Genomic DNA, 22,822 nt, shown 5'->3' on the forward strand with positions numbered 1-22,822 from the left:
CTTACGCACCGCGGCTAGTGACGGGCGAGTTGACCCGTTTCGCGAAGTTTCGCTAGTAGGATCGCAGCCGTTTCGCTGTGATCGACCTTCGCTTGCTCACGCAGCGGAGACGCATCCCAGGCAGCCAACGCAGCTACCAAAGGGACGGTGTCTCCGTTTGTCGATGCGCATCTAAGCTGCCCGCTTTTGTCCATCACGATCACCGCCGTGCCGGTTTCGCCAAATCCAATCGCAGCCATCCGCTGAACGTAGATATCGCCGTCGACCCGGACATCGAACAGAACCGAGCCTTCGGTTTTCTCCGCGGCGTCAGTCACGCGATCGTGGAACGGTCGATGCATGCCGTCGTGTTCGTCAAATGACTGCTCTAACAACGCCAGTTCAACAAGCTCCGCCACCATGGCGGCGAGAGTGCGCCTGCCGGCACGATAGGCAATAGGCCCAGACTGATATCCACAACCGCCCCGCGAGGGGCTTTTAAGGATCCCCCACAAATCGCCTCGGCCGGGATATCGCGGACGCCGCCTAAATCCCCCTTTCCATCGCAATTTTTTGAACGCTGAAAGGCACTCACACCATGATGATTGTTCAATCTGGTCGCTTCGCGCCGCCACCGCCAACCGGGCCGACCGTCACCTTCATCGGGCGCTTGGATGGTGGCGTCACCGGCGGCGGCGTCGATCCTCAAACCGAAGTCGTCAACGTCGGAGCGGCGGGCAATAAGATCGTCGTCGTTTGTGCCCACAGCGTGCGGGCTGCTGCCGCGCAGCGAACGATCGTCTCCGTCAGCATCGATGGCACAAATGGCACGCTCGCTGGCCAGGCAGGCATCAATGATGGCGTGAACGAAGGCACGCAGACCGGCATCGCCTATCGAGAGATATCGACGGGCGGCAATATCACGATCGCCGTCGATTGGTCTGCTGCGCACTCCCGCTCGGTGATGGATGTCTACACGATCACCGGTTACACGGCGAACACCCACGACGACATCAAGACCGCGACTGGCAACGATCCGACCATCAGCACTTTGACGGTTGCATCTGCCGGTTGCGTCGTTGCTGCGGCGGGCGGTGTTGAGCCGTCCACGGGCGCTATGTCATTCACCGGCGTGACGTTGGACGCGGAAGGCCAGTCAAGCGGCACCCTGGCCAACATGCGCAATGGCTGCGGACACATTTCCGGCGTTGGTCCGACAAGCACTTACAACGTGCAGGCCACATCGACGGCAGGCTTTGAAGTCGTCGCAGCGATATCGTTCCATTGAACGCCTCTGGCGTCGTCCTGGCGCTGGCGTCGTTCGCGCCGCTCTGAACCGCCCTACCGATCAACGATGATAAATCGCGGGCAGCCATCCACGGAATAACTTGGCGTCGTGTATGTCCCTATCCCCATGAAATAGTGGCAGGTGGATGCGCCCGTTGGGCTCTTCTCCTCATGATAGAGAACGCCGCTCGACGTCGCGATCAGCGCGCCAATCGAAACAACGATCAGGACAATTAGGCCGGCTACTGCTTTTCGCATTTCCTTATTCTTTCGGCCAGCCGCTTGTGTCGATTGGCATTAGGAATTCGAAGTCGTTGAGCCGGTCCTCACCGTCGAGCCGATAGACAACAGCATCCTTTCCGACACGGACGATTAGAGGCTGGAAATCTTCCGAGTGGATAGCCCACCAATAGCCTTCGTGGACAGTGGCCGGATCGACCGCATAATCCGGATCGAGCAATTCGTTTTCCGTTAGCTTCCCCCTCTGCGGCCAGCCGCTGGTATCAACATGCTGGAGCATGTCGAATTCGCCGATATGGTAGGGCCAGTCGTCGCACATACGTGACGCCTCTTTGCCTTGTACATCGATGACTTCGGGCTGGCCGTCGTCTTCTGGGTGCAGGCTGATCGCCCACCAGTATCCGTTCTGTCTTTGCATTTCCCGCTGAACCTGCATGACTTCTCCATATCGTTTGGAACCGCACGCCCACAGCAGAGGTGCATGAGCGGTCCGCGAGCCAGTTGATGTTCAAGGAGTTGTGTTGGGCAGCCGTGCTGCTCGTTGTCTACGACGTAAGGGCTCCCCCATCGTCGGTTATCACGCGGCTGATCTAAGGTGCCCGGCGCCGGTTCTCTCAAGGCACGCAGCAAAAAGTATCTAACCCGTGCGGACAGTCAAGGGTTCATCGCACGGATATCGCCAGGCCGCGCGGGGCGCTTCGGCAGCGGCCAGCAAGAACGTGTCCTGGCGCCTGCCTAGACGTTAGCTTTGTCTCTATGGAACATTAGCGGGTTCTACTGGTTGAATCCTGCTCCGGATGCCGGCGGCAGCAAAGGCGTCTGGGGCATAGGCTGGTGGTTGAACATCGGCCGGCCCGCGCCATTGAGCTCCTTGGCGCGGGCTTTTTGCGCCTGATAAGAGCGGCCAGCGGAAACGCTCGCTGGCGGGGCTCTGGTGGAACGGAATGCAATACGCATTTCGCATATCGGCCCAAACCCCTATATGCTTAAGCAGAAAGCAGGGAACAAGTCCCATGGGCGCAGCGTGTTGCGGACATCATCATAACGAAGCCGAGGAGCAAAAGGTTTATGCAGGCTACAGGCGGGCGCTCTGGCTTGTCTTGGCGATTAATGCCGCAATGTTCGCAATCGAGATCGGCGCGGGCGTAGCAGCCGGCTCTGTCTCGCTACAGGCCGATGCGCTAGACTTCCTTGGTGACGCCGGCAACTACGCAATCAGCCTCTTTGTGGTCGGCATGGCGCTTCGCTATCGGGCGTCCGCTGCGCTGGTCAAAGGCGCAACGATGGGGCTGTTCGCAGCCTGGGTCATCGGCATTGCGATCTGGAATACGGCTCACGGCACGTTGCCCGGCGCTTTCACCATGGGCACGATTGGCCTTGCCGCCTTGCTAGCCAATGCCGCTTCATTCGGCCTGCTTTGGGCATATCGAGGCGGTGACGCGAACATGCGTTCCGCGTGGATTTGCACCCGCAACGATGTTCTCGGCAACCTTGCCGTCCTGCTTGCCGCCGCTGGTGTCTTTGGAACCGGCTCCGGCTGGCCTGACATCGCTGTCGCAGGGATCATGGCCGCGCTGGCGCTTCAAGGGGCCGTTGCCGTCATCAGGCAATCGCTTGGTGAATTGAATACGTCTCGCGCCATAAGAAGCGCGCCTAGCTGGTGACAATCAGCTTCTGGACTTGGGCCCGATCCTCTTGCGACCATTGCTTGGGGTCTTCGCCGTGGGCGACCTCGCCGTGAAGCTCCACATGCTTCATGACCTCCGAAGCAGTCTCCGCAGTGAAGCTCGCCGGACAGCTCTCATTCCCCGGATAATCCCTGCATCGATACGTGTATGGCATCGCTGCCTCCGTATATTAGAGAACGCTATAGGAGAGCGAGCGAACGCGAGTTTTGTCAACGGGATTTCAAACTGACCCGCAACCGTGAGTATACCTGCGCTTCATGAGCGCGCACTAATATAGTGAACATGTCGTGAAAGACCGCTTTCCCAGCCGTTGGCGGCTGCACAGGTCTGTTTCCCCAGTCGGCTGGATTAACAGGAAGCCGAGCTAGATCAAAAGCGTAAAGGCCCGCCACCCTTGCAACAGCGGGCGGGTTAGAACATTTTCCCCGGTGATGACGTTTTCTGCACCAGGGGGCAAATTTGATGAACACGCAGCCGTGGAAGACTTCGGTCGAGATCGAGGAACTTGGAAATAGGTACTATGTGCGCGTCGTCGAGGACGGCGCGGTAAGCATCAAGGGCTTCCGTTCCCGGACAGATGCCAAAGCCTTCGCTCATAGCGAACAGGCTCGGCTCGGGCTTGAAACGCGTCTCTGGACGTAAAGCCCCGGCCATCACGCAGCCGCCATCAAGATCAGTAATAACGCCGTGACGCCTGACAAGCTGCGCTAGGTCGCAGCGGCCCGGCAACCGAGCCGGGTGGGCCATGGCGCCGGGCCTGACCGGCGGGGCTCAGTGGCGGCGCCGGCTGGCCGAGCCTCTAAAACCTTCCGGTAAGCCGGCGCCTTTTTTTACAAATAGCCGGCGGTTTTTTCGTTTGCGCTCGGAACTTCCTCCGATACGGCCTGTTAACCTACGGCAGCTAGGTCGCCCTCACTTCCCGGCTGCCGGCTAAGGGATGCACCTTGGTCGGCTCGCGCCCGCACTGCCAAATGGGCGCGGGCCATTCACGGCGCGCCGTTTGTAACGAGTAAAGTCAGTGGCCAATCCCGCTTCTATCTGCGCTGCGGTGCGTGCGCATCTTCACGCGCCGCGGGCTGGATTGGACGTCGAAGTACCTGACCTTGCCAAGGCCGCTGGTGCTCTCCCTTATGCCGAGTGCTGAAAGTGCGTTGGTGGGGTTTTCGTCTGAAACCCTAACTTGCCCAAAGTAGTGGCCATCTGCGGCGCAGTAGATTTCGCGGCTGCTCGCCATGATGGCGCGGCATGCAGGATCAACGAATTGAAGTCAGAGTGCGTCCAGAAACGATGGCAAGGAAGGTCTATTTGGCAATGGATGGCGCTCGCCGGGCTGCCCTTTCAGACCAAGTGCAAATCTAAATGATAGGACTGCGTGAGCGGCAAAATTGGTCAACTCCTCCGACGAAAGAACGTCGGATTTGCTCCAGTTTTTGTTCAGCTTGCGCGAATGGAAGCTAATGGATCCGGTTTTGTTATCGGCTATCCCATGTGCAACCATGTTGCGTATTTGCTGAAGTTTATTCCAAGCCCAACAGAACTCCTGAAAAGCCAGTTCGGCGTCCGCCGGCATCGGATTGAGTTTTGAAAGCTGCCGTAAGAAATTGATGCGCTTATCGGTCGATAAGGGGAAAACCAGGAGAATGGCTTCGTCGTCAGACAAGCGCATGATAACCTTTAGGCAGTTCCCGATTATGTGTTCTGTGTGCGACCAGCGCATCATAAGCCTGCCGAGTACTCGGTACTCATCATCGGTGAAGTCGGATTCATAACGAAAGGGTGAACTGAGCATGGGCCGTCCCTCCAAAGCCGCCGATCAGTATGGCGACAACTAAGCGGAAAGCCATACCTGGACGATCCTCTAAGCGATTGTAGTCTGGCTGTCCGAATAGCCCTTGCCATCGAGATCCAGACGAGGAATATAATCCTCCGTTGCGGCGACCCCTTCAACGGAGATCGCTACCATGGCCAGGACCAAACTTTCAAAGCAGCTTTCACGGGTTGAAATCGAGCGCTATCTCGCGGAAGCAGAACGACTGCATAAGAGCATCGTGCTGCCGCTTCTATCGCCTACGAGCGATCACTACCGAGCGCTCCGAGCGGCGCATGAGGCGCTATTGAAATCGATAGTGCAGATCACCGGTAAGGATGCGCCGTTCATCCGGTGGAATGGGACAGGGCCGGTGCGGTCCACCCCGACGGAACATTAGCCGTCTCGGATAGTTGATTTGATGCTTCGGATGCCGCTGCTTGGCTCCGTCGCACGGCTGGTGGGCAAACATCAGCGGGCCCGCGCTTATCGGTCCCTCCGTGGCGCGGGCTTCCTATGGCAAGGCTAATCTACCATGTCCCGCAGAGTCTTCTTGCGTGTCGGCGGCCGATATTTCTCGACCAGCCGCACCTTATCGATGGCGACCGTCACCAGCGGTCCCAGGGCGATCGTGACGCTATCCTCGTCAACCCGCGTGACTTCGCCGGTAAGCTCGATCTGCTGGCCGCGCTTGACCTTTGAAGAATCACGGATCGAGTGTGGGAAATCGTAGGAGGGAATCGAGACGCTAACGGTGTCCTCATCGACCCGCCTTCGCACGGTGGCTGTGACCGCCACCAGATCTCCAATGCCAATTTTTCCCGTCGCCATGCGGACGATTCTGGAGCGAGCGAAGCCTTAGTCAAGAGATTGCTAATATATGCGAAAGGCGCGGGAACAAAGAATAGCATCCTTCGTTGGAAATGTTGGCCGGATGCCCTTGTGCCCCATACCCTCTCCGGCCAAGCCTTGAGCCAGGCCCGCTGCCTTCCCCGGCAGCGGGCCATTTCAGCAAAACAACAAGTAGGCGCCCATGTCGGCCACGAGCAGGCAAGCGGCCATTCCGATTATGTCGCGCTGCCTGTAGCGCCAGACCGCGCCGGCAAGCATTGAGGCGGTGATCGCGGCGATGCAGAGAGATCACCGTCGCATCATTGTTGCGTATGCCGCTCGCGATCCGCTTTTGACCACTTGCTCATATCGACCTGCCTTCCGCCATCTGTGGCAGTGACACGCGACAGATCGCCAAGCTTCCCGACGATAATCCCAAGTGCGAAGGTCACAGTACCGAAGCCGAAAGCTGCGGTTGCCAGGATTTCATGGATTGCCGACGTGGCAGCTCCGAAAAATGAGATTCCGGCCAAGATTTCCAGCACTCCGACGATTGCAATTAGTATCCCCATATTCCCCTCCCCGTTCCCGTCGCAAACAATGCGCTGAGGGCTAGAGGAAGTCGAGTTGCTTGCTAGGGGATAAACGATCTATCCTGCAAACTGGCATGCTGGATCGGGCGTGCTGGTTTTCGGCAGAACCGATTGCGACGCTTCGCTGTCACGGCGCGTTCTGGCTTGGTAACTGGGGCGCGCCTTCTACCTGCAGAAGGTCCAAAGCCGGTTAGCCATTTCCGACCTCTCCGCCATCCGCGGTCTTCCGCAGCCTCACTCCGGCGCCTCCGTCGTGGCAGGCGCCGCTTGCTGGCCTCGTGGTGTGAGGTCGTCCTGATCTAGAAATCGGCCCAACCAAACGAAACCGGCGTGGCGCGCCTGAATGTATGCGACGACTTCGAGTCGCTTCTGTACATTGTCCGGCCCCGTCAATTCCTCGATGAGAGCTTTTGCTTGGGGCGCCAAAAGTCCGCTTTCGCTGAACCATATCTTCTCGATGTCAACGCGCCCGCGGCCACCGGCAGCCTTAAAGCGCTCATACCAGTCTTCCGCATTCTTATACATCTGTCGCTCCCCCTAAAACCTTTATCAGGCGCGTGGGCGGGAGGGGAGTCAATCGCCTTCGTCAAAGCGCAGATGCCGCCTCGTCGACGTCGCCAGATACCGCGTGGCGGTCGTCATTCACCGCAGCCTCACGCCTGGCCCGCCGCTGATCGTCTCGCCCTCAGCGAGGAAGATGACGCCGGCCGCCTCGAGGGCGGCGCGGATAGCATCAAGTGTCCGTGGCAATAGCTCCTCGCCGCGCTCGAAACGCGTGATCGTATTAGTAGCCACGCCAGCCGACTTGGCTAATTCACGCACACCCCAGCCGATAGCTGCTCGAGCCATTTTGCATTGAACTGGATGCATTTGTGATTTCACTTGACGTTCATGGAGCGAGGCGTAATGTTGGTACATTGTAGCGGAATCGCTACAAACAATCAACAGGGGTTTGGGACGTGAATCAGGCAACAGTTAATGCGGAAGCGGGAAAATTCGCAATCGGGCAGATTGTTTCTCACAAGGATCACCCGCACCTATCAATGGTGCTCCTCAGAACGGTCACGAGCAAGGGATGTGAGATTTACGGAATCCGTCGCCTGCGAGACGATTGGGACATAATGATTATGGGCGACGCGTTGGTTCCTGTGGCTGACGAAGAAGTTGAGGCTATGGCGCTAGCCGAGGACAAGCTCTGGAACGCCTAACGCTTCCCGCATCGCAAACGACAAACCCCGCTCCGGCGGGGTTCTTTTCTACCGCCCGCTGGGCGTTCACGCGTGCGCTGAGGAGATCAGGATGAGCCGCACCGCTGCTAACGATAATTCACCACTGTATCTTTCCGAGGCGACTATCGCGCAGCGCGTGCTCGGTCCCCAATCTAAGATCCAGTGGGCAGCCATTGCGGCGGTATGGGAGCGTGAGGGCTTGCCCCGCGTCGACCCCATCACGGGTTATCGCTATTGGCCAGCCGTCCGCGCTTTTCTAGACAGACGCCACGGGCTGCACCAATCTAACCTTCCGACATCCGTTGACGGCGTGGAGAACTGGTCGTGAGTGACTTCCCTGGCCTGAAGCGAAAGCGCAACAAAGACGGCACAGTACGCGAATATTGGGAAGCCCGTGGCGATCTCGCAAGGCGCGGATTTCGACCGTCGAGCATTCGCCTCCATTACCCTGAAACCCTAGAGGGTCGGGAGCACCTGTCTGCCCGCTGCCACCTTCTCCAAGCTCAGATGCTTGAGTGGGCGACCCGCGATGGGCACGCAGCCCCAAGCTTTGATGGCTCGTTGACGAGTCTGTCACGTCTTTTCCAGGCCAACGAGGATTCCCCCTATCGTTCGATGAAGTGGAATAGCCGCGAGAACGTCACCAAATGCCTCGTCATCATCGAGAGCACCGTCGGCACCCGACATGTAGGCAAACTACTTGGACCCGATTTCAAGCGCTGGCACCGCCAATGGGGCGAACCAAAGGCGCCAACCGAGAAGGAACCAAATCCCACTGCCCGACCGTGGCGCGCAAAGCACTGTATGGACTCGGTTCGACAACTCGTTAGCTACGGCGTCACGCTTGGCTATGATGACTGCTTTCGGGCAGACACGATCCTATCCAAGATCCGTTTCTCCACCCCGCCAGCGCGCAAGTCCGTGATGACCGCAGAACACGTCGAGGCAGTACGCCAGACGGCTCACGCTGAGGGCTGGCCATCAATCGCGTTGGCTACTGTCTTGCAGTTCGAACTGACCATGCGTCAGAAGGACGTAATCGGTGAATGGGAGCCGGTGCAGGACGCCACAGGCGGAATACTGCATCGTGACACACGATGGGCCAACGGAATGGTCTGGTCGGACATCGGAGCCGATATGGTCCTGCGCAAAACGCACACGAAGACCGGCTTTGCCGTAGAGCATGACCTCAAACTTCATCCTATGGCATTGGAAGAAATCGCCCGCGTGCCGCTAGAGAAGCGCGTCGGCCCAATGATCCTGGCTGAGACGACCGGCGAGCCATACAAGCATCGCAAGTTCACCGAACGGTGGCGCAAAATAGCGGACAAGGCTGGCCTGCCGAAGAATGTTTGGAATATGGACGCGCGTGCTGGCGCCATTACCGAGGCTTACGATCTCGGCGCAACGGAAACCGACGTCATGAAATCTGCGGGACATTTGAACCGTCAGACCAGTGCTCGGTACAACCGCGGCACACTCGAACAGACCAACCGTGTCGCGCAGTTGCGCATGGATAAACGGAACAAGAACACGCCGTAAGGGACGCGCGGGGGACGTTTGAGGGACGTCTCCCGCAAGCCATTGATTATTAATTACAAACTGATAGGGGGAAACACATCCGCATCCTCTTCCTCGACAAGAAGAACGTGCTGATCGCCGACGAGGTGCAACAGATCGGCACCGTCGACCACACGCCGGTCTATCCGCGCGAGGTGGTCAAGCGAGCACTGGAACTCTCGGCCAGCGCCATCATCCTGGTGCACAACCACCCGTCGGGCGACCCGACGCCGTCGCGCGCCGACATCGAGATGACCAAGCTGATCATCGACACCGCCAAACCGCTCGGCATCGCCGTCCACGACCACATCATCATCGGCAAGAAAGGCAACGCCTCGATGAAGGGCCTGCTGCTGATTTGATCCCGAGACTGGACGCGGCAAAGTCGACATTTTCGCCTCATCCACAACCGGCTCTAGAATTTCGATCGCAAATCAAGCTATGATGCCCGTGGCATTTCCCCGGACGGCTTCGCGCCCCTGGAATGCCGGGAGGAACGGGACATGGCCGTAGCGCTTGTACTCGTTTTAGTCGTTGTGGGCTCAGTCTTGTTCCACTTGCTGAGCCCATGGTGGTGGACGCCGATTGCCTCGAACTGGGACTACATCGACCACACCATCATCATAACTTTCTGGATCACCGGCGTCGTCTTCGCCGCCGTCGTTCTATTCATGGCCTATTGCGTGTTCCGCTTCCGTCATCGGGAAGGCAACCGCGCAGCTTACGAGCCCGAGAACAAGCGGCTCGAATCGTGGCTGACGATCGTCACCGCGGTCGGGGTGACGGCCCTGCTCGTCCCCGGCCTGTTCGTCTGGAGCCGTTTCGTTAACGTTCCTAGCGACGCGACCGAGGTCGAAGTCGTCGGTCAGCAATGGCAGTGGAGCTTCCGCCTGCCCGGCAAGGACGGCAAGCTCGGCACATCCGACACCAGCAACGTCAGCGCTGAAAATCCGCTCGGCGTCATCGCCAGCGATCCCAATGGCCAGGATGATGTCGTGGTCGAGGCGGCCGATCTGCACCTGCCGGTCGGCAAGCCTGTCAAGATGCTGTTGCGCTCGATCGATGTGCTGCATGATTTCTACGTACCGGAATTCCGCGCCAAGATGGACATGATCCCCGGCTCGGTCACCTATTTCTGGTTCACCCCGACCAGGACTGGAACCTTCCAGGTCCTGTGCGCCGAGCTTTGCGGCCAAGGGCATCCTTTGATGAATGGCGTAGTCATGGTCGATACGCAGGAAGATTATGTCGCCTGGCTCGGCGAGCAGCAGACTTTCGCGCAATTGTCGGCGCCCCAGCAGACAGGATCGGCAGATCCGGCGCCGGCAGGAACCGTCGCGCCGGGTTCGAAGATTTCGGCAAAGCTCGAAACGGTCGAGGCCCGCTGAAAGGACACGGAGGTGTTCCTATGGTCGATATCACGCCTGCAGATGCAGTCCCGCCTGCCGAAGTCGGGGAAATGGAGCTTTACCACCCGCACAGCTGGTGGACGAAGTACGTTTTCTCACAGGACGCCAAGGTCATCGCCATCCAGTATTCGGCGACAGCGACGGCAATCGGCATGGTGGCGCTGGTGCTGTCGTGGCTGATGCGGCTGCAGCTTGGCTTCCCCGGCACCTTCGACTTCATCACCCCGGAAGCCTATTACCAGTTCATCACCATGCACGGCATGATCATGGTGATCTACCTGCTCACGGCGCTCTTCCTGGGCGGCTTCGGCAATTACCTGATCCCGCTGATGGTCGGCGCTCGCGACATGGTTTTTCCCTATGTCAACATGCTGAGCTACTGGATTTACCTGCTCGCCGTTCTGGTTCTGGTATCGAGTTTCTTTGCGCCGGGCGGACCGACGGGTGCCGGCTGGACGCTTTACCCGCCGCAAGCCATCATGACCGGCACGCCAGGCGGCCAGGACTGGGGCATCATCCTGATGCTGGTCTCGCTGATCCTGTTCATCATCGGCTTCACCATGGGCGGCCTGAACTATGTCGTGACGGTGCTGCAGGCCCGCACGCGCGGCATGACGCTGATGCGCCTGCCACTGACGGTCTGGGGCATCTTCACCGCCACCGTCATGGCGCTGCTCGCCTTCCCGGCGCTGTTCGTCGCCTGCGTGATGATGTTGTTCGACCGTGCGCTCGGCACCTCCTTCTTCATGCCGGCGATCGTCGAGATGGGCGAACAGCTGCAGCATAGCGGCGGCAGCCCGATCCTGTTCCAGCATCTGTTCTGGTTCTTCGGTCACCCCGAGGTCTACATCGTTGCACTGCCGGCCTTCGGCATAGTGTCCGACCTGATCAGTACCCATGCGCGCAAGAACATCTTCGGCTACCGGATGATGGTCTGGGCGATCGTCGGCATCGGCGCGCTGAGCTTCGTGGTCTGGGCGCACCACATGTATGTCAGCGGCATGCACCCTTATTTCGGGTTCTTCTTCGCCACCACGACATTGATCATCGCCGTGCCGACCGCCATCAAGGTCTACAATTGGGTGCTGACACTGTGGCGCGGCGACATCCATCTCACCATACCGATGCTCTTTGCCCTGGCCTTCATCGTCACCTTCGTCAATGGCGGGTTGACCGGCCTGTTTCTCGGCAACGTCGTCGTCGACGTTCCATTGTCGGACACGATGTTTGTCGTCGCCCATTTCCATATGGTCATGGGCGTCGCCCCGATCCTCGTGATTTTCGGCGCGATCTACCACTGGTACCCGAAGGTCACCGGTCGGATGCTGAACGAGGCGCTCGGCCAGTTCCATTTCTGGGTCACGTTCCTCGGCGCTTATCTGATTTTCTTCCCCATGCACTATCTTGGCCTGGTGGGCCTGCCACGGCGCTACGCCGAACTGACCGACATGACGATAATGACGGAATCGGCCCACCACCTGAACTCGTTCATCAGCATCATGGCCTTTATCGTCGGCTTTGCTCAGTTGGTGTTCCTGTTCAACCTGATCTGGAGCATCCGCCATGGCCGCGAGGCCGGCGGCAATCCCTGGCGCGCAACGACGCTGGAATGGCAGACATCCGAAACACCGCCGGTCCACGGCAATTTCGGCAAGGACCTGCCGATCGTCTATCGCTGGGCCTATGATTACAGTGTGCCGGGCGCCAAAGAGGATTTCATTCCGCAGAACGTGCCGGGCTCCTTCGGCACCTCCAAGGAGCCGGCATGAGCGTCATCCTGGTCTTCCTGCTCGTGGTCGTCGGCTTTGTCGGATGGTGGCTTTCCCATCAAAGGCTGATGTCGAAGCCATGGCTGGAGCAAAGCATGGCCGGGGATTTTGTCGCCCTCGACCGCTCGGCGCTGCCGACGGCAAAGATCGGCCTCGGTGTCTTCCTCGCCGTTGTCGGCTGTCTGTTTGCACTGTTCACCAGCGCCTACTTCATGCGCATGGCGCTGTCGGACTGGCAGCCGCTGCCGCTGCCGCGCCTGCTCTGGCTCAACACCGGCGTGCTGGTGCTCAGCAGCGTCGCGCTGCAATGCGCCTCGGTCGCGGCCCGCAGAGGTCAACTGGACACGGTCAAGCTCGGCCTCGTCACCGCCGGGATCACGGCGCTCGCCTTCCTTGTCGGGCAGCTCGTGGCATGGCGGGAACTGAGCACCGACGGCTATCTGCTGAGCTCCAATCCGGCCAACAGCTTTTTCTACCTGATAACCGGCATGCATGGCCTGCATATACTGGGAGGGCTGGTCGGTCTCGGTAGAACGACCGCGGGCGCCTGGAACGGAGCCCGGCCGGAGCGGCTGCGCCTCGGCGTCGAACTGTGCGCCATGTACTGGCATTTCCTGCTTTTCGTCTGGCTCGCCATCTTCGCGCTGCTGGCCGGCTGGGCCGCCACGTTCATCGACATTTGCCGACAATTGCTGACCTAAGGGATCAAGCAGATGGCAGAAACGACACTGACGCATATCGGCCAAACGGAGCCCCGGCCTGCGGGCTGGCAAGGCATTGCCGCCGACTGGTCCTCGGATCAGCGGGCGTTCAAGAATGTGTCCTGGGGCAAGGCCATGATGTGGATCTTCCTGCTCAGCGACACCTTCATCTTCGGCTGCTTCCTGCTCTCCTACATGACCGCGCGCATGTCGACGCGTGTGCCGTGGCCCAATCCGAGCGAGGTCTTTGCGCTGCACATAGGCGGCTCGAATGTTCCGCTGATCCTGATCGCCATCATGACCTTCGTGCTGATCTCGAGCAGCGGGACGATGGCCATGGCGGTCAATTTCGGCTATCGCCGCGACCGTCGCAAAACCGCAATCCTGATGCTTCTGACCGCGCTGTTGGGCGCGACCTTTGTCGGCATGCAAGCCTTCGAATGGACCAAGCTGATCACCGAAGGGGTCCGGCCCTGGGGCAATCCGTGGGGCGCAGCGCAGTTCGGCTCGACCTTTTTTATGATCACCGGCTTCCACGGCACGCATGTGACGATCGGGGTGATCTTCCTGATCATCGTGGCGCGCAAGGTCTGGCGCGGCGACTATGACATAGGACGGCCCGGCTTCTTCACCAGCCGCAAGGGTCACTACGAGAGCGTCGAGATCATGGGACTCTACTGGCACTTCGTCGACCTGGTCTGGGTGTTCATTTTCGCTTTCTTCTATCTTTGGTGAGAGGAAAATATGGCTGAAGCAACCGCAAACGGCCTCGGACAACACCACCTGAACGCGGGGCATGCGCATGGCGCAGCCGCTGCCGGCGTTGCCCCTGCCGAGGTCCATCAGGAACACCCGATCAAGCTCTATCTGGTGGTCTGGGCGTGGCTGTTCGTCCTCAGCGCCTGCTCCTACATGGTCGATTATTTTGGCCTTCACGGCTATCTCAGATGGTCGCTGATCCTGATCTTCATGATGCTCAAGGCAGGGCTGATCGTCGCCGTCTTCATGCATATGGCCTGGGAACGGCTGGCGCTGGCCTATGCGATCATCCTGCCGCCGATACTGGTGCTGGTGTTCGTGGCCATGATGGTCCTCGAAGCCGACTACACGCTTCTCACCCGGGTGACGTTTTTCGGAGCCGGACCCTGAAATCTAGAGCTCGGTGAGATCCAGCAGCCGCGACTTCAGTTGTGCGCGGATGCTGCTTGCCGTCCGGTTACCTTGAAACAACCGGCGGCTGGTCCATTTTCCAGGTATCGGAAGCGATATCGGGAGAATGACTGCTCTCGTTCCCCGCGCGCATCGCGAACTCCGGCAAGGGAGGCCCAAGATGACGATCGCCAACAGACTGAAGGACTATATCGACGGCAAGGGAATTTCCTACGACACCGTCGCGCATCACCGCACATCCACAACCAGGCAGTCCGCCATAGCTGCGCATGTGCCGGGCAGCATCATGGCCAAATCGGTGGTCGTTCACCACGAACTTGGCTATGCGCTGGCCGTGGTTCCAAGCACCCACAGGATCGAACTCGGCGCGTTGCAGGACGTCATGGACAGGCGTCTTGGTCTCGCCTCCGAAGACGAGGTGGTTTCGCTTTTCGCCGATTGCGACATCGGCGCCGTTCCGCCGATCGGCGCGGCCTACGATGTGCCCGTCATCGTCGATGAGAGCCTTGGTGCCGCCGACGATGTCTATTTCGAGGGCGGCGACCACAGGACGCTGGTGCATGTCAGCGGCAAGGATTTCCGCGACCTGACCGTGGACGCACGCCAAGCCCGCTTCAGCCATCCGGCTTACTGAAAGCTATCGCCCGCCAGCCAGCACCGGCCTTCTCGCCGGTGCTGGCTGGCGGGACGTCCTCAATCGGCAGGTCTGGCAGGCGGCGACGAATCCACCACCTTGCGATAGACATGCCAGGTGGCATGGCCAAGGACCGGCAGCACGACGGCCAGCCCCGCAAACACCGGCAGCGAGCCGATGATCAGCGCGACGGCGACAATCAGCCCCCACACAGCCATGACGATCGGGTTGGCCAGCACCACGCGAACCGAGGTGTGGATGGCTTCGTAGGCGCCGACGTCACGGTCGAGCAGCAGCGGGAAAGCAACCACCGTTGTGCACAACACGACCACGGCAAACGCGAAGCCGATGGCGTGCCCCAGGATGATCAGCGTCCAGCCGCGTCCGGTGGCGAATATTTCGTTGATGAAGCTGGATATCGATTCAGGCGGCGCCGGGCCGAACAGCTGTTGGTAGAACAGCTGCGCGGTCAAAAGCCAGGCGATGAAGATCGAAAACAGCATGATCCCGACCGCCGCGATGGCCGGCAGCGCCGGAGAATTCCTGACCTCGAAGGCGTGTCTCCACGAAGTATCGAGCCCGGCTTCCCGCCTGCGGCTGATCTCATAGAGGCCGATCGCCGCGAACGGGCCGATGAGCGCAAAGCCGGACACCAGCGGAAACAGCAGCGGCAACGCATTGGCGCCCGATGTCCAGGCGGCGAGCACGACGCCCACCAGCGGATAGATCAGGCAGAGAAAAACGATGTGCGACGGTTTGATCATGAAATCATCGACGCCACGCCTGAGCGCATCAAAAAGGTCGGAAACACCGATTTTTCGAATCTTGGTATGTTCCAGCGTTTCGCTGGCGCCTGCTATCACGTGAAAACTTGTCATGCCCGTTCCTCCAGACCAGGTCCGGTAAGGTCGCGGTTTCACGGTGCATCGTTCAGCGTGACTGGCCACGCGAACCGCAACCTGCACCGCAAACAACATACTCTCCTACAGGGGATTTGTCGCCCTTTGTTGAAGATGGCTGGGACGGCCACGCTAGCTCTGGAGGCTCTTCTTCGATATTCTATGCCGGTGAACGGTGAAGGTCATGTCATGGACACAAGGACTGTTCTCATACTGGGCCTCGGCATAGTGATTCTGTTGCTGCTGGGATTCTGCGCTCTGCCGATGTGACGTGAGCCGAATGCACGATCTTCATGCAGCAAGTGCCCGACCGGCACTACCGCTCGTGCCGTCAACCGCCGGCTGAAACAAGCGCGCGCGTCGCGATCGTGTCGGCAAGCAGCATCGCGAAGATCGCAAAGAGATAGAGGATCGAATAGGCAAATAGCGTCTTGGCGGGCCTCATCTCCTGGCCGGGAGCCGCCAGAACCTTCCACGCCTGCCAGATGAAGCCGGCGCCCAATGCGGCCGAAGCGATCCCGAAATAAAGGCTGGCGAAACCGAAGGGCCACGGCAGCACGCCGATCGGCGCCAGAACGAGCGAATAGACGAAGATCTGCTTTCGCGTCGACGCTTCGCCGGCAACGTTCGGCATCATGGGTATGCCCGCGGCGGCGTAGTCGCCGACTTTGAACAGCGCGAGCGCCCAGAAATGCGGCGGCGTCCAGAGGAAGATGATCAGGAACAGGATCAGGCTTTCGATGCCGACGGCGCCGGTGGCCGCCGCCCAGCCGATGACAGGAGGAAGTGCGCCCGCGGCGCCGCCTATGACGATGTTCTGCGGCGTCGAGCGTTTCAGCCACATCGTATAGATCACGACATAGAAGAAGATGGTGAAGGCCAGCAGCGACGCGGCAAGCCATCCCACCAGCACGCCGAGCGTTATGACCGACAGCGCCGAAAGCACCAGGCCGAAGCCAAGCGCTTCGCCTGGCCTAACACGGCCGGACGGCACCGGCCGCTTTGCGGTGCGCGACATCAACGCATCGATATCCGCGTCGTACCACATGTTGAGCGCCCCGGCGGCGCCGGCTCCAACCGCGATGGCGCTTATTGCGATCACCGCGATGACCGGGTTCATCATGACCGGCGCCACCATCAGGCCGACGAAAGCGGTGAAAACGGCAAGCGCCATGACGCGTGGTTTCAAAAGCGCGAAGAAATCCCCGGCCGTCGCTTCCGAGAGGTGGATGCCGGTATCCTCGATGTGGCTTTCCCGGGTCGACATGTCTGCCGGTGAAAGATCGGGGTTACGGGGAGAATTGCTTCAGATAGGCGATGACGTTGGCGACCTCCTCGTCCTTCTTGAGGCCGGGGAACGCCATCTTGGTGCCTTTGACCAGAGCCTTGGGATCGTGAAGGTAGGCCGCCAGCGTCGGTTCGTCCCATTTGACGCCGGATGTGCCGGCCGCGACCATGGCTTCGGAGTATTTGAAGTCCGGATGCGTGCCGGCAGTGCGGCCAATCACGCCGTGCAACGACGGACCAATCTTGTTCTTGTCCTCGTCCGCGACGTGGCAGGCCTTGCATTTCGTGAAGACTTTCTCGCCCGCCGCGACGTCCTGTGCCTGCGACTGGCTTGCGAAGAAGGTTGCGACGAAAACCACGACTAGAAACCCGACTGCGCGCATTAGCATTTCCTCCCTGATCGTCCTCCGACGATCTGCGCGTGCCAGTTCTTTCGCCGGCATGCACCTAGTTCGGCGGAGCGGAGTATCCGCGTCCCCCCTGTGGAATTGCGGCACCTACATACCACGGAATCTTCCCAGCAGGTAGAGAACTCAATCAATGGTTGGGGATACACGGTCAAGGCGGATCGGTGTTGCATATCCCGGCAATCTGGTCGACCGCCTCGCCAAGCCCGGCAAGGTCGAAGTCGGCCTCGCCCCTCCCCGCCAGCAGGCCGAACCGCCAGGAAAGCAGGAGCCGGTTTGCCGACACCAGCCGCTTCACACCGTCGGCGCCGTCCCTGACCAGCATCCTGCCGCGCGTGCCGACGGACCAGCTTTCATCGAATTTGCCGCCATCGTCGAGCGTGATCGACATGGTGATCTTGCGGCTGGCCGAGACGGCATCGTTGAGCTGCAGCCATTCGCTCCAGCGCGGTTCACCGCTGGCTCGACAGGCAATGGTCAGGACCGGGCTGTAGCTGAGCGCGCCGCCGCCGGTGATGAGCTTGTTGCTGGCATGGAGCGAGGCGGTCGCCACGCCGTCGCCGCCGGTGTCGAAACGCCAGTTGTCGAGGCCGGCCTCGGCCGTGTCGCACAGCGAAGCAAGAAGAACGAGCGCCGCAGCCACCACGCCGCCGATTTCGACGAACAGCCTCAACGATGCCTCCAACACCCACGGTTTGCAACAGAAGCGCAGATAATGATCAAGGTTTCCTATCGCCAGCCGGATGCCACCATTCGAGGGCGCCCCTGTTGCGCCGTGGCCACAGGGCGCAACAACGAAAAAGGCCGCCCGAAGGCGGCCTTTCGCGATTTGATCGGCGTGCCGAACTACTCGGCGTCCTTGGCCGCCTTTTTCTTCGGCGCGGCCTTCTTCTTGGGCTCTTCCGCGTCGGCGGCCGGCTCAGCCTTCTTTGCAGCGGCCTTCTTCGCCGGCTTGGCCTTGGCCGTCTCGGCCTCCTCGTCGTCGGCCATCAGCTCTTCCTTGCTGACCTTGACGTCGGTCACCGAGATCTGGCCGAGCAGATGGTCGACGACCTTCTCCTCGAACATCGGCGCACGCAGCGTGTTCAGCGCCTCGGGGTTGCTGCGGTAGAATTCGAAGGCTTCCTGCTGCTGGTTCGCCGGATAGCGGCGCACCTGCTCGAACAGGCCGCGCTGCAATTCCTCGTCCGAAACCGTGACGCCGGCCTTCTCGCCGATCTCGGCCAGGACCAGGCCGAGGCGCACCCGGCGCTCGGCAAGCCGCATATACTCGGCGCGCGCCTCTTCTTCCGTCGTCTCTTCGTCGGCGAAGGTGCGGCCGGCGGCTTCGAGATCGCGATTGACCTGGCTCCAGATGTTGTTGAACTCGGCCTCGACCAGCTTCGAGGGCGCCTCGAACGAATAGGAAGCATCTAGCTGATCGAGCAACTGGCGCTTGACCTTCTGGCGCGTCATCGAACCGAACTGGTTCTCGATCTGGCCGCGCACCACTTCGCGCAGGCGCTCCAGCGATTCCAGGCCGAGGTTCTTGGCCGTCTCGTCATTGATCTCCAGCGCGCCGGGCTGGGCCACTTCCTTGACGGTGACGTCGAAGGTGGCTTCCTTGCCGGCCAGATGCGCCGCCTGGTAATTCTCGGGGAAGGTCACGGTGACGAGCTTCGCGTCGCCGGCCTTGGCGCCGATCAGCTGGTCCTCGAAGCCCGGGATGAATTCCTTGGAGCCGAGCACCAGCGGCTGGTCGTTGCCGGCGCCGCCAGCGAAGGCCTCGCCGCCGATCTTGCCGACATAGTCAATGCTGACGCGGTCGCCCTCGGCGGCCTTGCCGGTTTTCGGCTCGTAGCTGCGTGCCGATTCGGCGATGCGCTTGACCTGCTCGTCGATCTCGGTGTCCGGAACGTCGAACACCTGGCGCGTCACCTTGATGTCGGAGAAATCCTTGATCTCGATCGCCGGGATGATCTCGTAGTTGAGGCGGAACTCGAAGTCGGCACCGCCGGCCAGGATCTTCTCGGCCTCTTTCTCGTCCTCGGTCATGATCACTTCGGGCTGCATGGCGGCCTTTTCGCCGCGCCCGGTGATGATCGAACGGGTCGAATCATTGAGGATCTCGTTGACCACCTCGGCCATGAACGACTTGCCGTAGACCTTGCGCAGGTGCTGCACCGGCACCTTGCCGGGACGGAAGCCGTTGATGCGAACCTTGTTGCGGGCGTCCGACAGCCGCGCCATCAACTTGGCTTCCATGTCACCGGCCGGCACGGTGATCTTGATCTCGCGCTTGAGACCGGAGTTGAGCGTTTCGGTGACCTGCATCGTAAAACCTTTGTTTTCACCAATGAGACTGCCACGGCCTCTGCCGTTCACAGCCTGCCGGTATAATCCTGCCGGAAATGGCTTTTGGTACGGAACCTGGCGATTTGACCGTGGTCAAATCCTCCCAAACTGCGCTCCAAAATGTGAATAAGTCTTTGTTTTTCCTACTTCTTATCACATTCTGCAGAAGCGGATCGTCGCATCCCGTCACATTCGACACGCCTTTTGTCACAGGCGAGGCTAATTTTCAACTCTCTTCGCGTTTCCGTGTTTGACCGACATTTTGGCTCTGACATTGACAGAATGATGGCTACATGGGATTGCCGGGCGACGCGGATGTGGCGGAATTGGTAGACGCCCTGGATTTAGGTTCCAGTGCCGAAAGGCGTGGGGGTTCGAGTCCCTTCATCCGCACCAAAAACAGAGCATTGGCTCGCCAAATGAAAACCCCCCTACGACTAGGCGACGCGCAAAACAGTGTCGACATTGATGTCGTGCCGGCGCCGTCAGTTCAATTGTCATACTTCACTCGAGTTCCAGACGAACGGTCACGGAGACTGGCGAAGAGCGACGAGCATGCGGCGCGACTGGCCGTGTCTAATAAAGCGGTTCCTCGAACAACGTCTTGTCGCCGTCCATCAGCGCCTTGATCTGCGGAGTGCCGTTGGCAGCGATTGCGACCCGGACGGCGAAAGGCCGCACCCGCATGTCGTTCTGGATTGCTATGCCCTCGCCTTCCGGCAGATAGAAGCGCTCTATGCCGTAGTCCGGCGCGATCGAGCCTCCCTCTTCGCGCAAACTCCAACCCTCGCCAACATGTCCGACAATATCGGCTTCATCGGAGGCGGCAGCCGTCGGCGCCTGGCCAAACCAGGCCGCTGTCGGCTGCCAATAGCCGTCGGCGCCCTTTTTCAGCCTGACCACGATCGAGGTGTCGTCGCTCGAGAGTTTGTCGGCGGGGATGTCGGCGATCATTTTCACCGGAATACGCGATATCTCGTAGCCAAGGCGAATATAGTCGCCGCGCAAGAGGTCGCGCGGATCGATCGGCTCGACCTTCAAGAGCACTTCCTTGCCGTCGCGCAGGATCGCTGCCCTACCGGCGATGATCCAGCTCAAAAAGCCGATCTGGACGAGCGCCAGCACCAGCGCCGAGATGATTAGTCTTTTCCCGGTCATCACGCTGCCATTCCTTCGGCGCGCGGCGCCTTCATGCGTTTCTCGATGCGGATGATGACAAGCGCCAGGATGCCGAGAAGCACGGCAGCGGCCAGGAAGAAGCCTGCGGTGTCGAGCATCGACTGCAGCATCACCACATAGATGATGGCGAGTTCGAAGGCGAAGCCGGCATAGGCAACCCAGCGCAGGCCTCGGCTCTCGCGGCCGCCCAGCATGATCGCCGCGACGATACCCGCCAGTGCAACCGCCGAGGCAATGGCGAAGCCGCTGTTGTAGCTGGCATCGCCGGCGAGCTCCATCTGGAGCATCGCCAGTCCTGTGAGGAAGCCGATCAAGGCGTGCAAGGGCAACCGGCCGCCGAGTTGGACAATCCGGTCGACGGGCTCGGCGGCAAAGACCGCCACTGCAAAGAGCAGCGCCGAGACGATCGCCAACGGGATGGCGACCTGCAGCGTGTCATAGTCAATCACGAACAGCACGAGATAGCAGAGGACCGACAGGATGATCAGGTGCCGCGCCGCCTGACTGCGGGTCCAGAACGAAATGGCGAACAGCACGATGGCCATGACGACGAAGAAATGCGGAAATTCCGTACGCTTGAAATAGTCGAATCCTTTGACGAACAGCCAGGCATCGGCGATGCCGACGGAAGCGACGGTCAGCGGGTTCGAGCGCAATGCCACCGCCGCCAGCGCCGTGCCGGCACCCCAGGTGATCAGCGCCGACGCCTCGTCGCCGGTCAGATGGTACATCTGGCCGATCAGCGCGATCGACCCGCCGAACGCCGCCGCCGCGATGATCCAGAATGCCTCACCGATCGCCGCGTGGTCGCGGGTCTTCAGCAGCGCACCACCGACATATCCGGCAAGGATGATGGCGAAGAGTGCGGCGACCCGCGCCAGCCGCGGAATGGCCTCCCAGTTGGCGGCGACGAAGATCAGGATGGCGGCGCCAAACAACATGGCCGCCATCATCGCCAGGATCGAACCGAAGCTCAGCGACTTCCGTTCATTGGCTTCGACGTCGCGCCTCAGCGCATCGGCCGTCAGCCCGTCGATCAGCCCAGCCTCGAGCCATCTCGCAATGTCCGATTTGGCCCGCGACGCATAGCTCGCCATGTCTTTTCCCCCAGCTTGGTCTTTTTTTCAGCCGAGCCGGCCAAGCCGTTGACGCTACGGCATTTTCCGATTCGGGTTTGTTTGTGTTCAAGAGGTGAACGCGCGTTAATGGTGCATTGCACAATTTGCATTGCTGCCATGCAGCGATAGCGCTTTTAAATCGATATGACCCCACCTATCTTAACGGCATACAGAAAGACGGAATGATCCGAAAGAAAGACGAAACGAGACTACCATGAACCTGATCCGCAACTATCGCAACTGGCGCCGCTACCGGAACACCGTGTCCGAGCTGAGCCGCCTGTCGAACCGTGAACTGAACGACCTCGGCATCGGCCGCAGCGACATCCACTACGTCGCCCGCAAGGCGGTCTAATCCTCTTCGGGCCGCAAATGGTCCGAACCAGTTTGAAAAGAGAACGACAATGAACCTGATCCGTAACTATCGTAACTGGCGCGTTTACCGCGACACCGTTAACGAGCTGGGTCGCCTTTCGAACCGCCAGCTCCATGATCTCGGCATCATCCGCGACGAGATCAAGCACGTCGCCCGCAAGGCGCTCTGAAGTTAAGGAATTTCGCCAGGGTCGACCTCCTCCCCGACCCTGACGGATACGGTCAGCCTTCACCTCCTCCCGAGGGTTGACCACCAAAACGGCGCCCGCCGCACCTCCTCCCGCGGCGGGCGTTGTTTCCCTAAAAGGGTTTCGCCCCCCTTTCAC

30 protein-coding genes, 1 tRNA gene and 1 pseudogene are annotated in these 22,822 nt (G+C 60.1%); 17 read left to right on the forward strand and 15 right to left on the reverse strand.

What is annotated here, in order from left to right:
• Window positions 1-14: 14 nt before the first annotated feature.
• Window positions 15-401 carry a hypothetical protein gene (locus tag AC04SI_RS22165; RefSeq protein WP_488474897.1) on the reverse strand — a complete coding sequence of 129 codons (387 nt, stop codon included), beginning with the start codon at window positions 399-401 and terminating at the stop codon, window positions 15-17.
• Between the two features lie 176 nt (window positions 402-577).
• Between AC04SI_RS22165 and AC04SI_RS22170 the strand changes: the two genes are divergently transcribed.
• Entirely contained in the window at window positions 578-1,267 is a 690-nt protein-coding gene (locus AC04SI_RS22170; RefSeq protein ID WP_488474898.1) for a hypothetical protein, read from the forward strand.
• A gap of 261 nt (window positions 1,268-1,528) precedes the next feature.
• Here AC04SI_RS22170 and AC04SI_RS22175 read toward each other — a convergent pair whose 3' ends face one another.
• Window positions 1,529-1,942 carry a hypothetical protein gene (locus AC04SI_RS22175; protein ID WP_488474899.1) on the reverse strand — a complete coding sequence of 138 codons (414 nt, stop codon included), beginning with the start codon at window positions 1,940-1,942 and terminating at the stop codon, window positions 1,529-1,531.
• A gap of 577 nt (window positions 1,943-2,519) precedes the next feature.
• Between AC04SI_RS22175 and AC04SI_RS22180 the strand changes: the two genes are divergently transcribed.
• Window positions 2,520-3,170 (forward strand): cation efflux transmembrane domain-containing protein, encoded by a 651-nt coding sequence (locus AC04SI_RS22180; protein WP_488474900.1) that lies wholly within the window; start codon window positions 2,520-2,522, stop codon window positions 3,168-3,170.
• Here AC04SI_RS22180 and AC04SI_RS22185 read toward each other — a convergent pair.
• Window positions 3,160-3,348, reverse strand: coding sequence for a DUF1059 domain-containing protein (locus AC04SI_RS22185; protein ID WP_488474901.1), 189 nt, complete (start codon window positions 3,346-3,348; stop codon window positions 3,160-3,162). The two genes, AC04SI_RS22180 and AC04SI_RS22185, sit on opposite strands and share 11 nt — an antisense overlap.
• Before the next feature lie 308 nt (window positions 3,349-3,656).
• On the opposite strand from AC04SI_RS22185, the gene AC04SI_RS22190 reads away from it, so the two are divergent.
• Window positions 3,657-3,836: a hypothetical protein gene (locus tag AC04SI_RS22190; RefSeq protein ID WP_488474902.1), complete on the forward strand. Its 180-nt coding sequence runs from the start codon at window positions 3,657-3,659 to the stop codon at window positions 3,834-3,836.
• Window positions 3,837-4,461: 625 nt separating this feature from the next.
• Here the strand turns inward: AC04SI_RS22190 and AC04SI_RS22195 are convergent.
• Entirely contained in the window at window positions 4,462-4,983 is a 522-nt protein-coding gene (locus AC04SI_RS22195; RefSeq protein WP_488474903.1) for a hypothetical protein, read from the reverse strand.
• Between the two features lie 172 nt (window positions 4,984-5,155).
• Between AC04SI_RS22195 and AC04SI_RS22200 the strand changes: the two genes are divergently transcribed.
• Complete coding sequence (locus tag AC04SI_RS22200; protein ID WP_488474904.1) at window positions 5,156-5,401, forward strand: hypothetical protein; 246 nt, start codon at window positions 5,156-5,158, stop codon at window positions 5,399-5,401.
• Window positions 5,402-5,526: 125 nt separating this feature from the next.
• On the opposite strand, the gene AC04SI_RS22205 is transcribed toward AC04SI_RS22200, so the two are convergent.
• From AC04SI_RS22205 to AC04SI_RS22220, 4 genes are all read right to left on the reverse strand, one after another.
• Window positions 5,527-5,832, reverse strand: coding sequence for a hypothetical protein (locus AC04SI_RS22205; RefSeq protein ID WP_488474905.1), 306 nt, complete (start codon window positions 5,830-5,832; stop codon window positions 5,527-5,529).
• Between the two features lie 320 nt (window positions 5,833-6,152).
• Complete coding sequence (locus tag AC04SI_RS22210) at window positions 6,153-6,404, reverse strand: hypothetical protein (RefSeq protein WP_488474906.1); 252 nt, start codon at window positions 6,402-6,404, stop codon at window positions 6,153-6,155.
• Between the two features lie 255 nt (window positions 6,405-6,659).
• A complete protein-coding gene (locus AC04SI_RS22215; protein ID WP_488474907.1) occupies window positions 6,660-6,950 on the reverse strand; it encodes a hypothetical protein in 291 nt (96 codons plus the stop codon).
• 117 nt (window positions 6,951-7,067) lie between these two features.
• A complete protein-coding gene (locus tag AC04SI_RS22220) occupies window positions 7,068-7,343 on the reverse strand; it encodes a transcriptional regulator (protein WP_488474908.1) in 276 nt (91 codons plus the stop codon).
• 41 nt (window positions 7,344-7,384) lie between these two features.
• Between AC04SI_RS22220 and AC04SI_RS22225 the strand changes: the two genes are divergently transcribed.
• The 10 genes and pseudogenes from AC04SI_RS22225 (at window position 7,385) to AC04SI_RS22270 (ending at window position 14,897) form a co-directional block, all read left to right on the forward strand.
• Entirely contained in the window at window positions 7,385-7,633 is a 249-nt protein-coding gene (locus AC04SI_RS22225) for a hypothetical protein (RefSeq protein WP_488474909.1), read from the forward strand.
• A 91-nt stretch (window positions 7,634-7,724) separates the two neighbouring features.
• Window positions 7,725-7,982 carry a hypothetical protein gene (locus AC04SI_RS22230; RefSeq protein ID WP_488474910.1) on the forward strand — a complete coding sequence of 86 codons (258 nt, stop codon included), beginning with the start codon at window positions 7,725-7,727 and terminating at the stop codon, window positions 7,980-7,982.
• Window positions 7,979-9,196 carry an integrase gene (locus AC04SI_RS22235; protein ID WP_488474911.1) on the forward strand — a complete coding sequence of 406 codons (1,218 nt, stop codon included), beginning with the start codon at window positions 7,979-7,981 and terminating at the stop codon, window positions 9,194-9,196. Before AC04SI_RS22230 ends, AC04SI_RS22235 begins: the two co-directional genes overlap by 4 nt.
• Before the next feature lie 71 nt (window positions 9,197-9,267).
• Window positions 9,268-9,576 (forward strand): annotated as a pseudogene (gene radC, locus AC04SI_RS22240) (RadC family protein); the annotation flags it as partial.
• A gap of 141 nt (window positions 9,577-9,717) precedes the next feature.
• Window positions 9,718-10,602, forward strand: a complete 885-nt coding sequence (gene coxB, locus AC04SI_RS22245; protein ID WP_404280698.1) for a cytochrome c oxidase subunit II — start codon at window positions 9,718-9,720, stop codon at window positions 10,600-10,602.
• A gap of 20 nt (window positions 10,603-10,622) precedes the next feature.
• Complete coding sequence (gene ctaD, locus AC04SI_RS22250; protein ID WP_404280697.1) at window positions 10,623-12,392, forward strand: cytochrome c oxidase subunit I; 1,770 nt, start codon at window positions 10,623-10,625, stop codon at window positions 12,390-12,392.
• The gene (locus AC04SI_RS22255) at window positions 12,389-13,093 is read left to right on the forward strand and encodes a cytochrome c oxidase subunit 3 (RefSeq protein ID WP_404280695.1); all 705 of its coding nucleotides are present in this window, start codon (window positions 12,389-12,391) and stop codon (window positions 13,091-13,093) included. The genes ctaD and AC04SI_RS22255 overlap by 4 nt, the downstream gene beginning before the upstream one ends.
• 12 nt (window positions 13,094-13,105) lie before the next feature.
• On the forward strand, window positions 13,106-13,828 hold the full coding sequence (locus AC04SI_RS22260; protein WP_404280693.1) for a heme-copper oxidase subunit III family protein: 723 nt from the start codon (window positions 13,106-13,108) through the stop codon (window positions 13,826-13,828).
• Window positions 13,829-13,837: 9 nt separating this feature from the next.
• Complete coding sequence (locus AC04SI_RS22265; protein ID WP_404280691.1) at window positions 13,838-14,242, forward strand: cytochrome C oxidase subunit IV family protein; 405 nt, start codon at window positions 13,838-13,840, stop codon at window positions 14,240-14,242.
• Between the two features lie 181 nt (window positions 14,243-14,423).
• Window positions 14,424-14,897: an aminoacyl-tRNA deacylase gene (locus AC04SI_RS22270; protein ID WP_404280690.1), complete on the forward strand. Its 474-nt coding sequence runs from the start codon at window positions 14,424-14,426 to the stop codon at window positions 14,895-14,897.
• Window positions 14,898-14,956: 59 nt separating this feature from the next.
• Here AC04SI_RS22270 and AC04SI_RS22275 read toward each other — a convergent pair whose 3' ends face one another.
• The 5 genes from AC04SI_RS22275 to tig all read right to left on the reverse strand — a co-directional run bounded on the left by AC04SI_RS22275 (window position 14,957) and on the right by tig (window position 19,803).
• Window positions 14,957-15,775 carry a DUF2189 domain-containing protein gene (locus AC04SI_RS22275; protein ID WP_404280687.1) on the reverse strand — a complete coding sequence of 273 codons (819 nt, stop codon included), beginning with the start codon at window positions 15,773-15,775 and terminating at the stop codon, window positions 14,957-14,959.
• Between the two features lie 352 nt (window positions 15,776-16,127).
• Window positions 16,128-17,063 carry a heme o synthase gene (locus AC04SI_RS22280; protein WP_404280685.1) on the reverse strand — a complete coding sequence of 312 codons (936 nt, stop codon included), beginning with the start codon at window positions 17,061-17,063 and terminating at the stop codon, window positions 16,128-16,130.
• Window positions 17,064-17,085: 22 nt separating this feature from the next.
• The gene (locus tag AC04SI_RS22285; protein ID WP_404280683.1) at window positions 17,086-17,466 is read right to left on the reverse strand and encodes a c-type cytochrome; all 381 of its coding nucleotides are present in this window, start codon (window positions 17,464-17,466) and stop codon (window positions 17,086-17,088) included.
• Between the two features lie 175 nt (window positions 17,467-17,641).
• Window positions 17,642-18,163, reverse strand: a complete 522-nt coding sequence (locus AC04SI_RS22290; RefSeq protein WP_404280681.1) for a hypothetical protein — start codon at window positions 18,161-18,163, stop codon at window positions 17,642-17,644.
• Window positions 18,164-18,336: 173 nt separating this feature from the next.
• Window positions 18,337-19,803: a trigger factor gene (gene tig / locus AC04SI_RS22295; protein ID WP_404280679.1), complete on the reverse strand. Its 1,467-nt coding sequence runs from the start codon at window positions 19,801-19,803 to the stop codon at window positions 18,337-18,339.
• Window positions 19,804-20,135: 332 nt separating this feature from the next.
• Between tig and AC04SI_RS22300 the strand changes: the two genes are divergently transcribed.
• Window positions 20,136-20,220: transfer RNA gene (locus AC04SI_RS22300), tRNA-Leu, on the forward strand.
• A gap of 180 nt (window positions 20,221-20,400) precedes the next feature.
• Here AC04SI_RS22300 and AC04SI_RS22305 read toward each other — a convergent pair.
• Window positions 20,401-20,985, reverse strand: coding sequence for a GDYXXLXY domain-containing protein (locus AC04SI_RS22305; protein WP_488474912.1), 585 nt, complete (start codon window positions 20,983-20,985; stop codon window positions 20,401-20,403).
• Window positions 20,982-22,100 carry a DUF2157 domain-containing protein gene (locus AC04SI_RS22310; protein ID WP_404280675.1) on the reverse strand — a complete coding sequence of 373 codons (1,119 nt, stop codon included), beginning with the start codon at window positions 22,098-22,100 and terminating at the stop codon, window positions 20,982-20,984. The genes AC04SI_RS22305 and AC04SI_RS22310 overlap by 4 nt, the downstream gene beginning before the upstream one ends.
• Before the next feature lie 235 nt (window positions 22,101-22,335).
• Here AC04SI_RS22310 and AC04SI_RS22315 point away from each other — a divergent pair, with 235 nt between their 5' ends.
• Entirely contained in the window at window positions 22,336-22,476 is a 141-nt protein-coding gene (locus AC04SI_RS22315; RefSeq protein WP_006203483.1) for a DUF1127 domain-containing protein, read from the forward strand.
• A 49-nt stretch (window positions 22,477-22,525) separates the two neighbouring features.
• A complete protein-coding gene (locus AC04SI_RS22320) occupies window positions 22,526-22,666 on the forward strand; it encodes a DUF1127 domain-containing protein (RefSeq protein ID WP_258601318.1) in 141 nt (46 codons plus the stop codon).
• Window positions 22,667-22,822 lie beyond the last annotated feature (156 nt).

It is taken from the genome of Mesorhizobium sp. CNPSo 4689 (assembly GCF_057784325.1).

What these genes read in the sequence shown, in the direction of transcription:
- AC04SI_RS22255 (WP_404280695.1), top strand. Translation starts at nt 12,389, where the DNA reads ATGAGCGTCATCCTGGTCTTCCTGCTCGTGGTCGTCGGCTTTGTCGGA.
- AC04SI_RS22180 (WP_488474900.1), top strand. Translation starts at nt 2,520, where the DNA reads ATGGGCGCAGCGTGTTGCGGACATCATCATAACGAAGCCGAGGAGCAA.
- AC04SI_RS22215 (WP_488474907.1), bottom strand. Translation starts at nt 6,950, where the DNA reads ATGTATAAGAATGCGGAAGACTGGTATGAGCGCTTTAAGGCTGCCGGT.
- AC04SI_RS22170 (WP_488474898.1), top strand. Translation starts at nt 578, where the DNA reads ATGATGATTGTTCAATCTGGTCGCTTCGCGCCGCCACCGCCAACCGGG.
- tig (WP_404280679.1), bottom strand. Translation starts at nt 19,803, where the DNA reads ATGCAGGTCACCGAAACGCTCAACTCCGGTCTCAAGCGCGAGATCAAG.
- coxB (WP_404280698.1), top strand. Translation starts at nt 9,718, where the DNA reads ATGGCCGTAGCGCTTGTACTCGTTTTAGTCGTTGTGGGCTCAGTCTTG.
- AC04SI_RS22280 (WP_404280685.1), bottom strand. Translation starts at nt 17,063, where the DNA reads ATGTCGACCCGGGAAAGCCACATCGAGGATACCGGCATCCACCTCTCG.
- AC04SI_RS22320 (WP_258601318.1), top strand. Translation starts at nt 22,526, where the DNA reads ATGAACCTGATCCGTAACTATCGTAACTGGCGCGTTTACCGCGACACC.
- AC04SI_RS22265 (WP_404280691.1), top strand. Translation starts at nt 13,838, where the DNA reads ATGGCTGAAGCAACCGCAAACGGCCTCGGACAACACCACCTGAACGCG.
- AC04SI_RS22260 (WP_404280693.1), top strand. Translation starts at nt 13,106, where the DNA reads ATGGCAGAAACGACACTGACGCATATCGGCCAAACGGAGCCCCGGCCT.
- AC04SI_RS22230 (WP_488474910.1), top strand. Translation starts at nt 7,725, where the DNA reads ATGAGCCGCACCGCTGCTAACGATAATTCACCACTGTATCTTTCCGAG.
- ctaD (WP_404280697.1), top strand. Translation starts at nt 10,623, where the DNA reads ATGGTCGATATCACGCCTGCAGATGCAGTCCCGCCTGCCGAAGTCGGG.
- AC04SI_RS22175 (WP_488474899.1), bottom strand. Translation starts at nt 1,942, where the DNA reads ATGCAGGTTCAGCGGGAAATGCAAAGACAGAACGGATACTGGTGGGCG.
- AC04SI_RS22310 (WP_404280675.1), bottom strand. Translation starts at nt 22,100, where the DNA reads ATGGCGAGCTATGCGTCGCGGGCCAAATCGGACATTGCGAGATGGCTC.
- AC04SI_RS22200 (WP_488474904.1), top strand. Translation starts at nt 5,156, where the DNA reads ATGGCCAGGACCAAACTTTCAAAGCAGCTTTCACGGGTTGAAATCGAG.
- AC04SI_RS22190 (WP_488474902.1), top strand. Translation starts at nt 3,657, where the DNA reads ATGAACACGCAGCCGTGGAAGACTTCGGTCGAGATCGAGGAACTTGGA.
- AC04SI_RS22185 (WP_488474901.1), bottom strand. Translation starts at nt 3,348, where the DNA reads ATGCCATACACGTATCGATGCAGGGATTATCCGGGGAATGAGAGCTGT.
- AC04SI_RS22275 (WP_404280687.1), bottom strand. Translation starts at nt 15,775, where the DNA reads ATGACAAGTTTTCACGTGATAGCAGGCGCCAGCGAAACGCTGGAACAT.
- AC04SI_RS22270 (WP_404280690.1), top strand. Translation starts at nt 14,424, where the DNA reads ATGACGATCGCCAACAGACTGAAGGACTATATCGACGGCAAGGGAATT.
- AC04SI_RS22165 (WP_488474897.1), bottom strand. Translation starts at nt 401, where the DNA reads ATGGTGGCGGAGCTTGTTGAACTGGCGTTGTTAGAGCAGTCATTTGAC.
- AC04SI_RS22315 (WP_006203483.1), top strand. Translation starts at nt 22,336, where the DNA reads ATGAACCTGATCCGCAACTATCGCAACTGGCGCCGCTACCGGAACACC.
- AC04SI_RS22220 (WP_488474908.1), bottom strand. Translation starts at nt 7,343, where the DNA reads ATGTACCAACATTACGCCTCGCTCCATGAACGTCAAGTGAAATCACAA.
- AC04SI_RS22205 (WP_488474905.1), bottom strand. Translation starts at nt 5,832, where the DNA reads ATGGCGACGGGAAAAATTGGCATTGGAGATCTGGTGGCGGTCACAGCC.
- AC04SI_RS22195 (WP_488474903.1), bottom strand. Translation starts at nt 4,983, where the DNA reads ATGCTCAGTTCACCCTTTCGTTATGAATCCGACTTCACCGATGATGAG.
- AC04SI_RS22285 (WP_404280683.1), bottom strand. Translation starts at nt 17,466, where the DNA reads ATGCGCGCAGTCGGGTTTCTAGTCGTGGTTTTCGTCGCAACCTTCTTC.
- AC04SI_RS22210 (WP_488474906.1), bottom strand. Translation starts at nt 6,404, where the DNA reads ATGGGGATACTAATTGCAATCGTCGGAGTGCTGGAAATCTTGGCCGGA.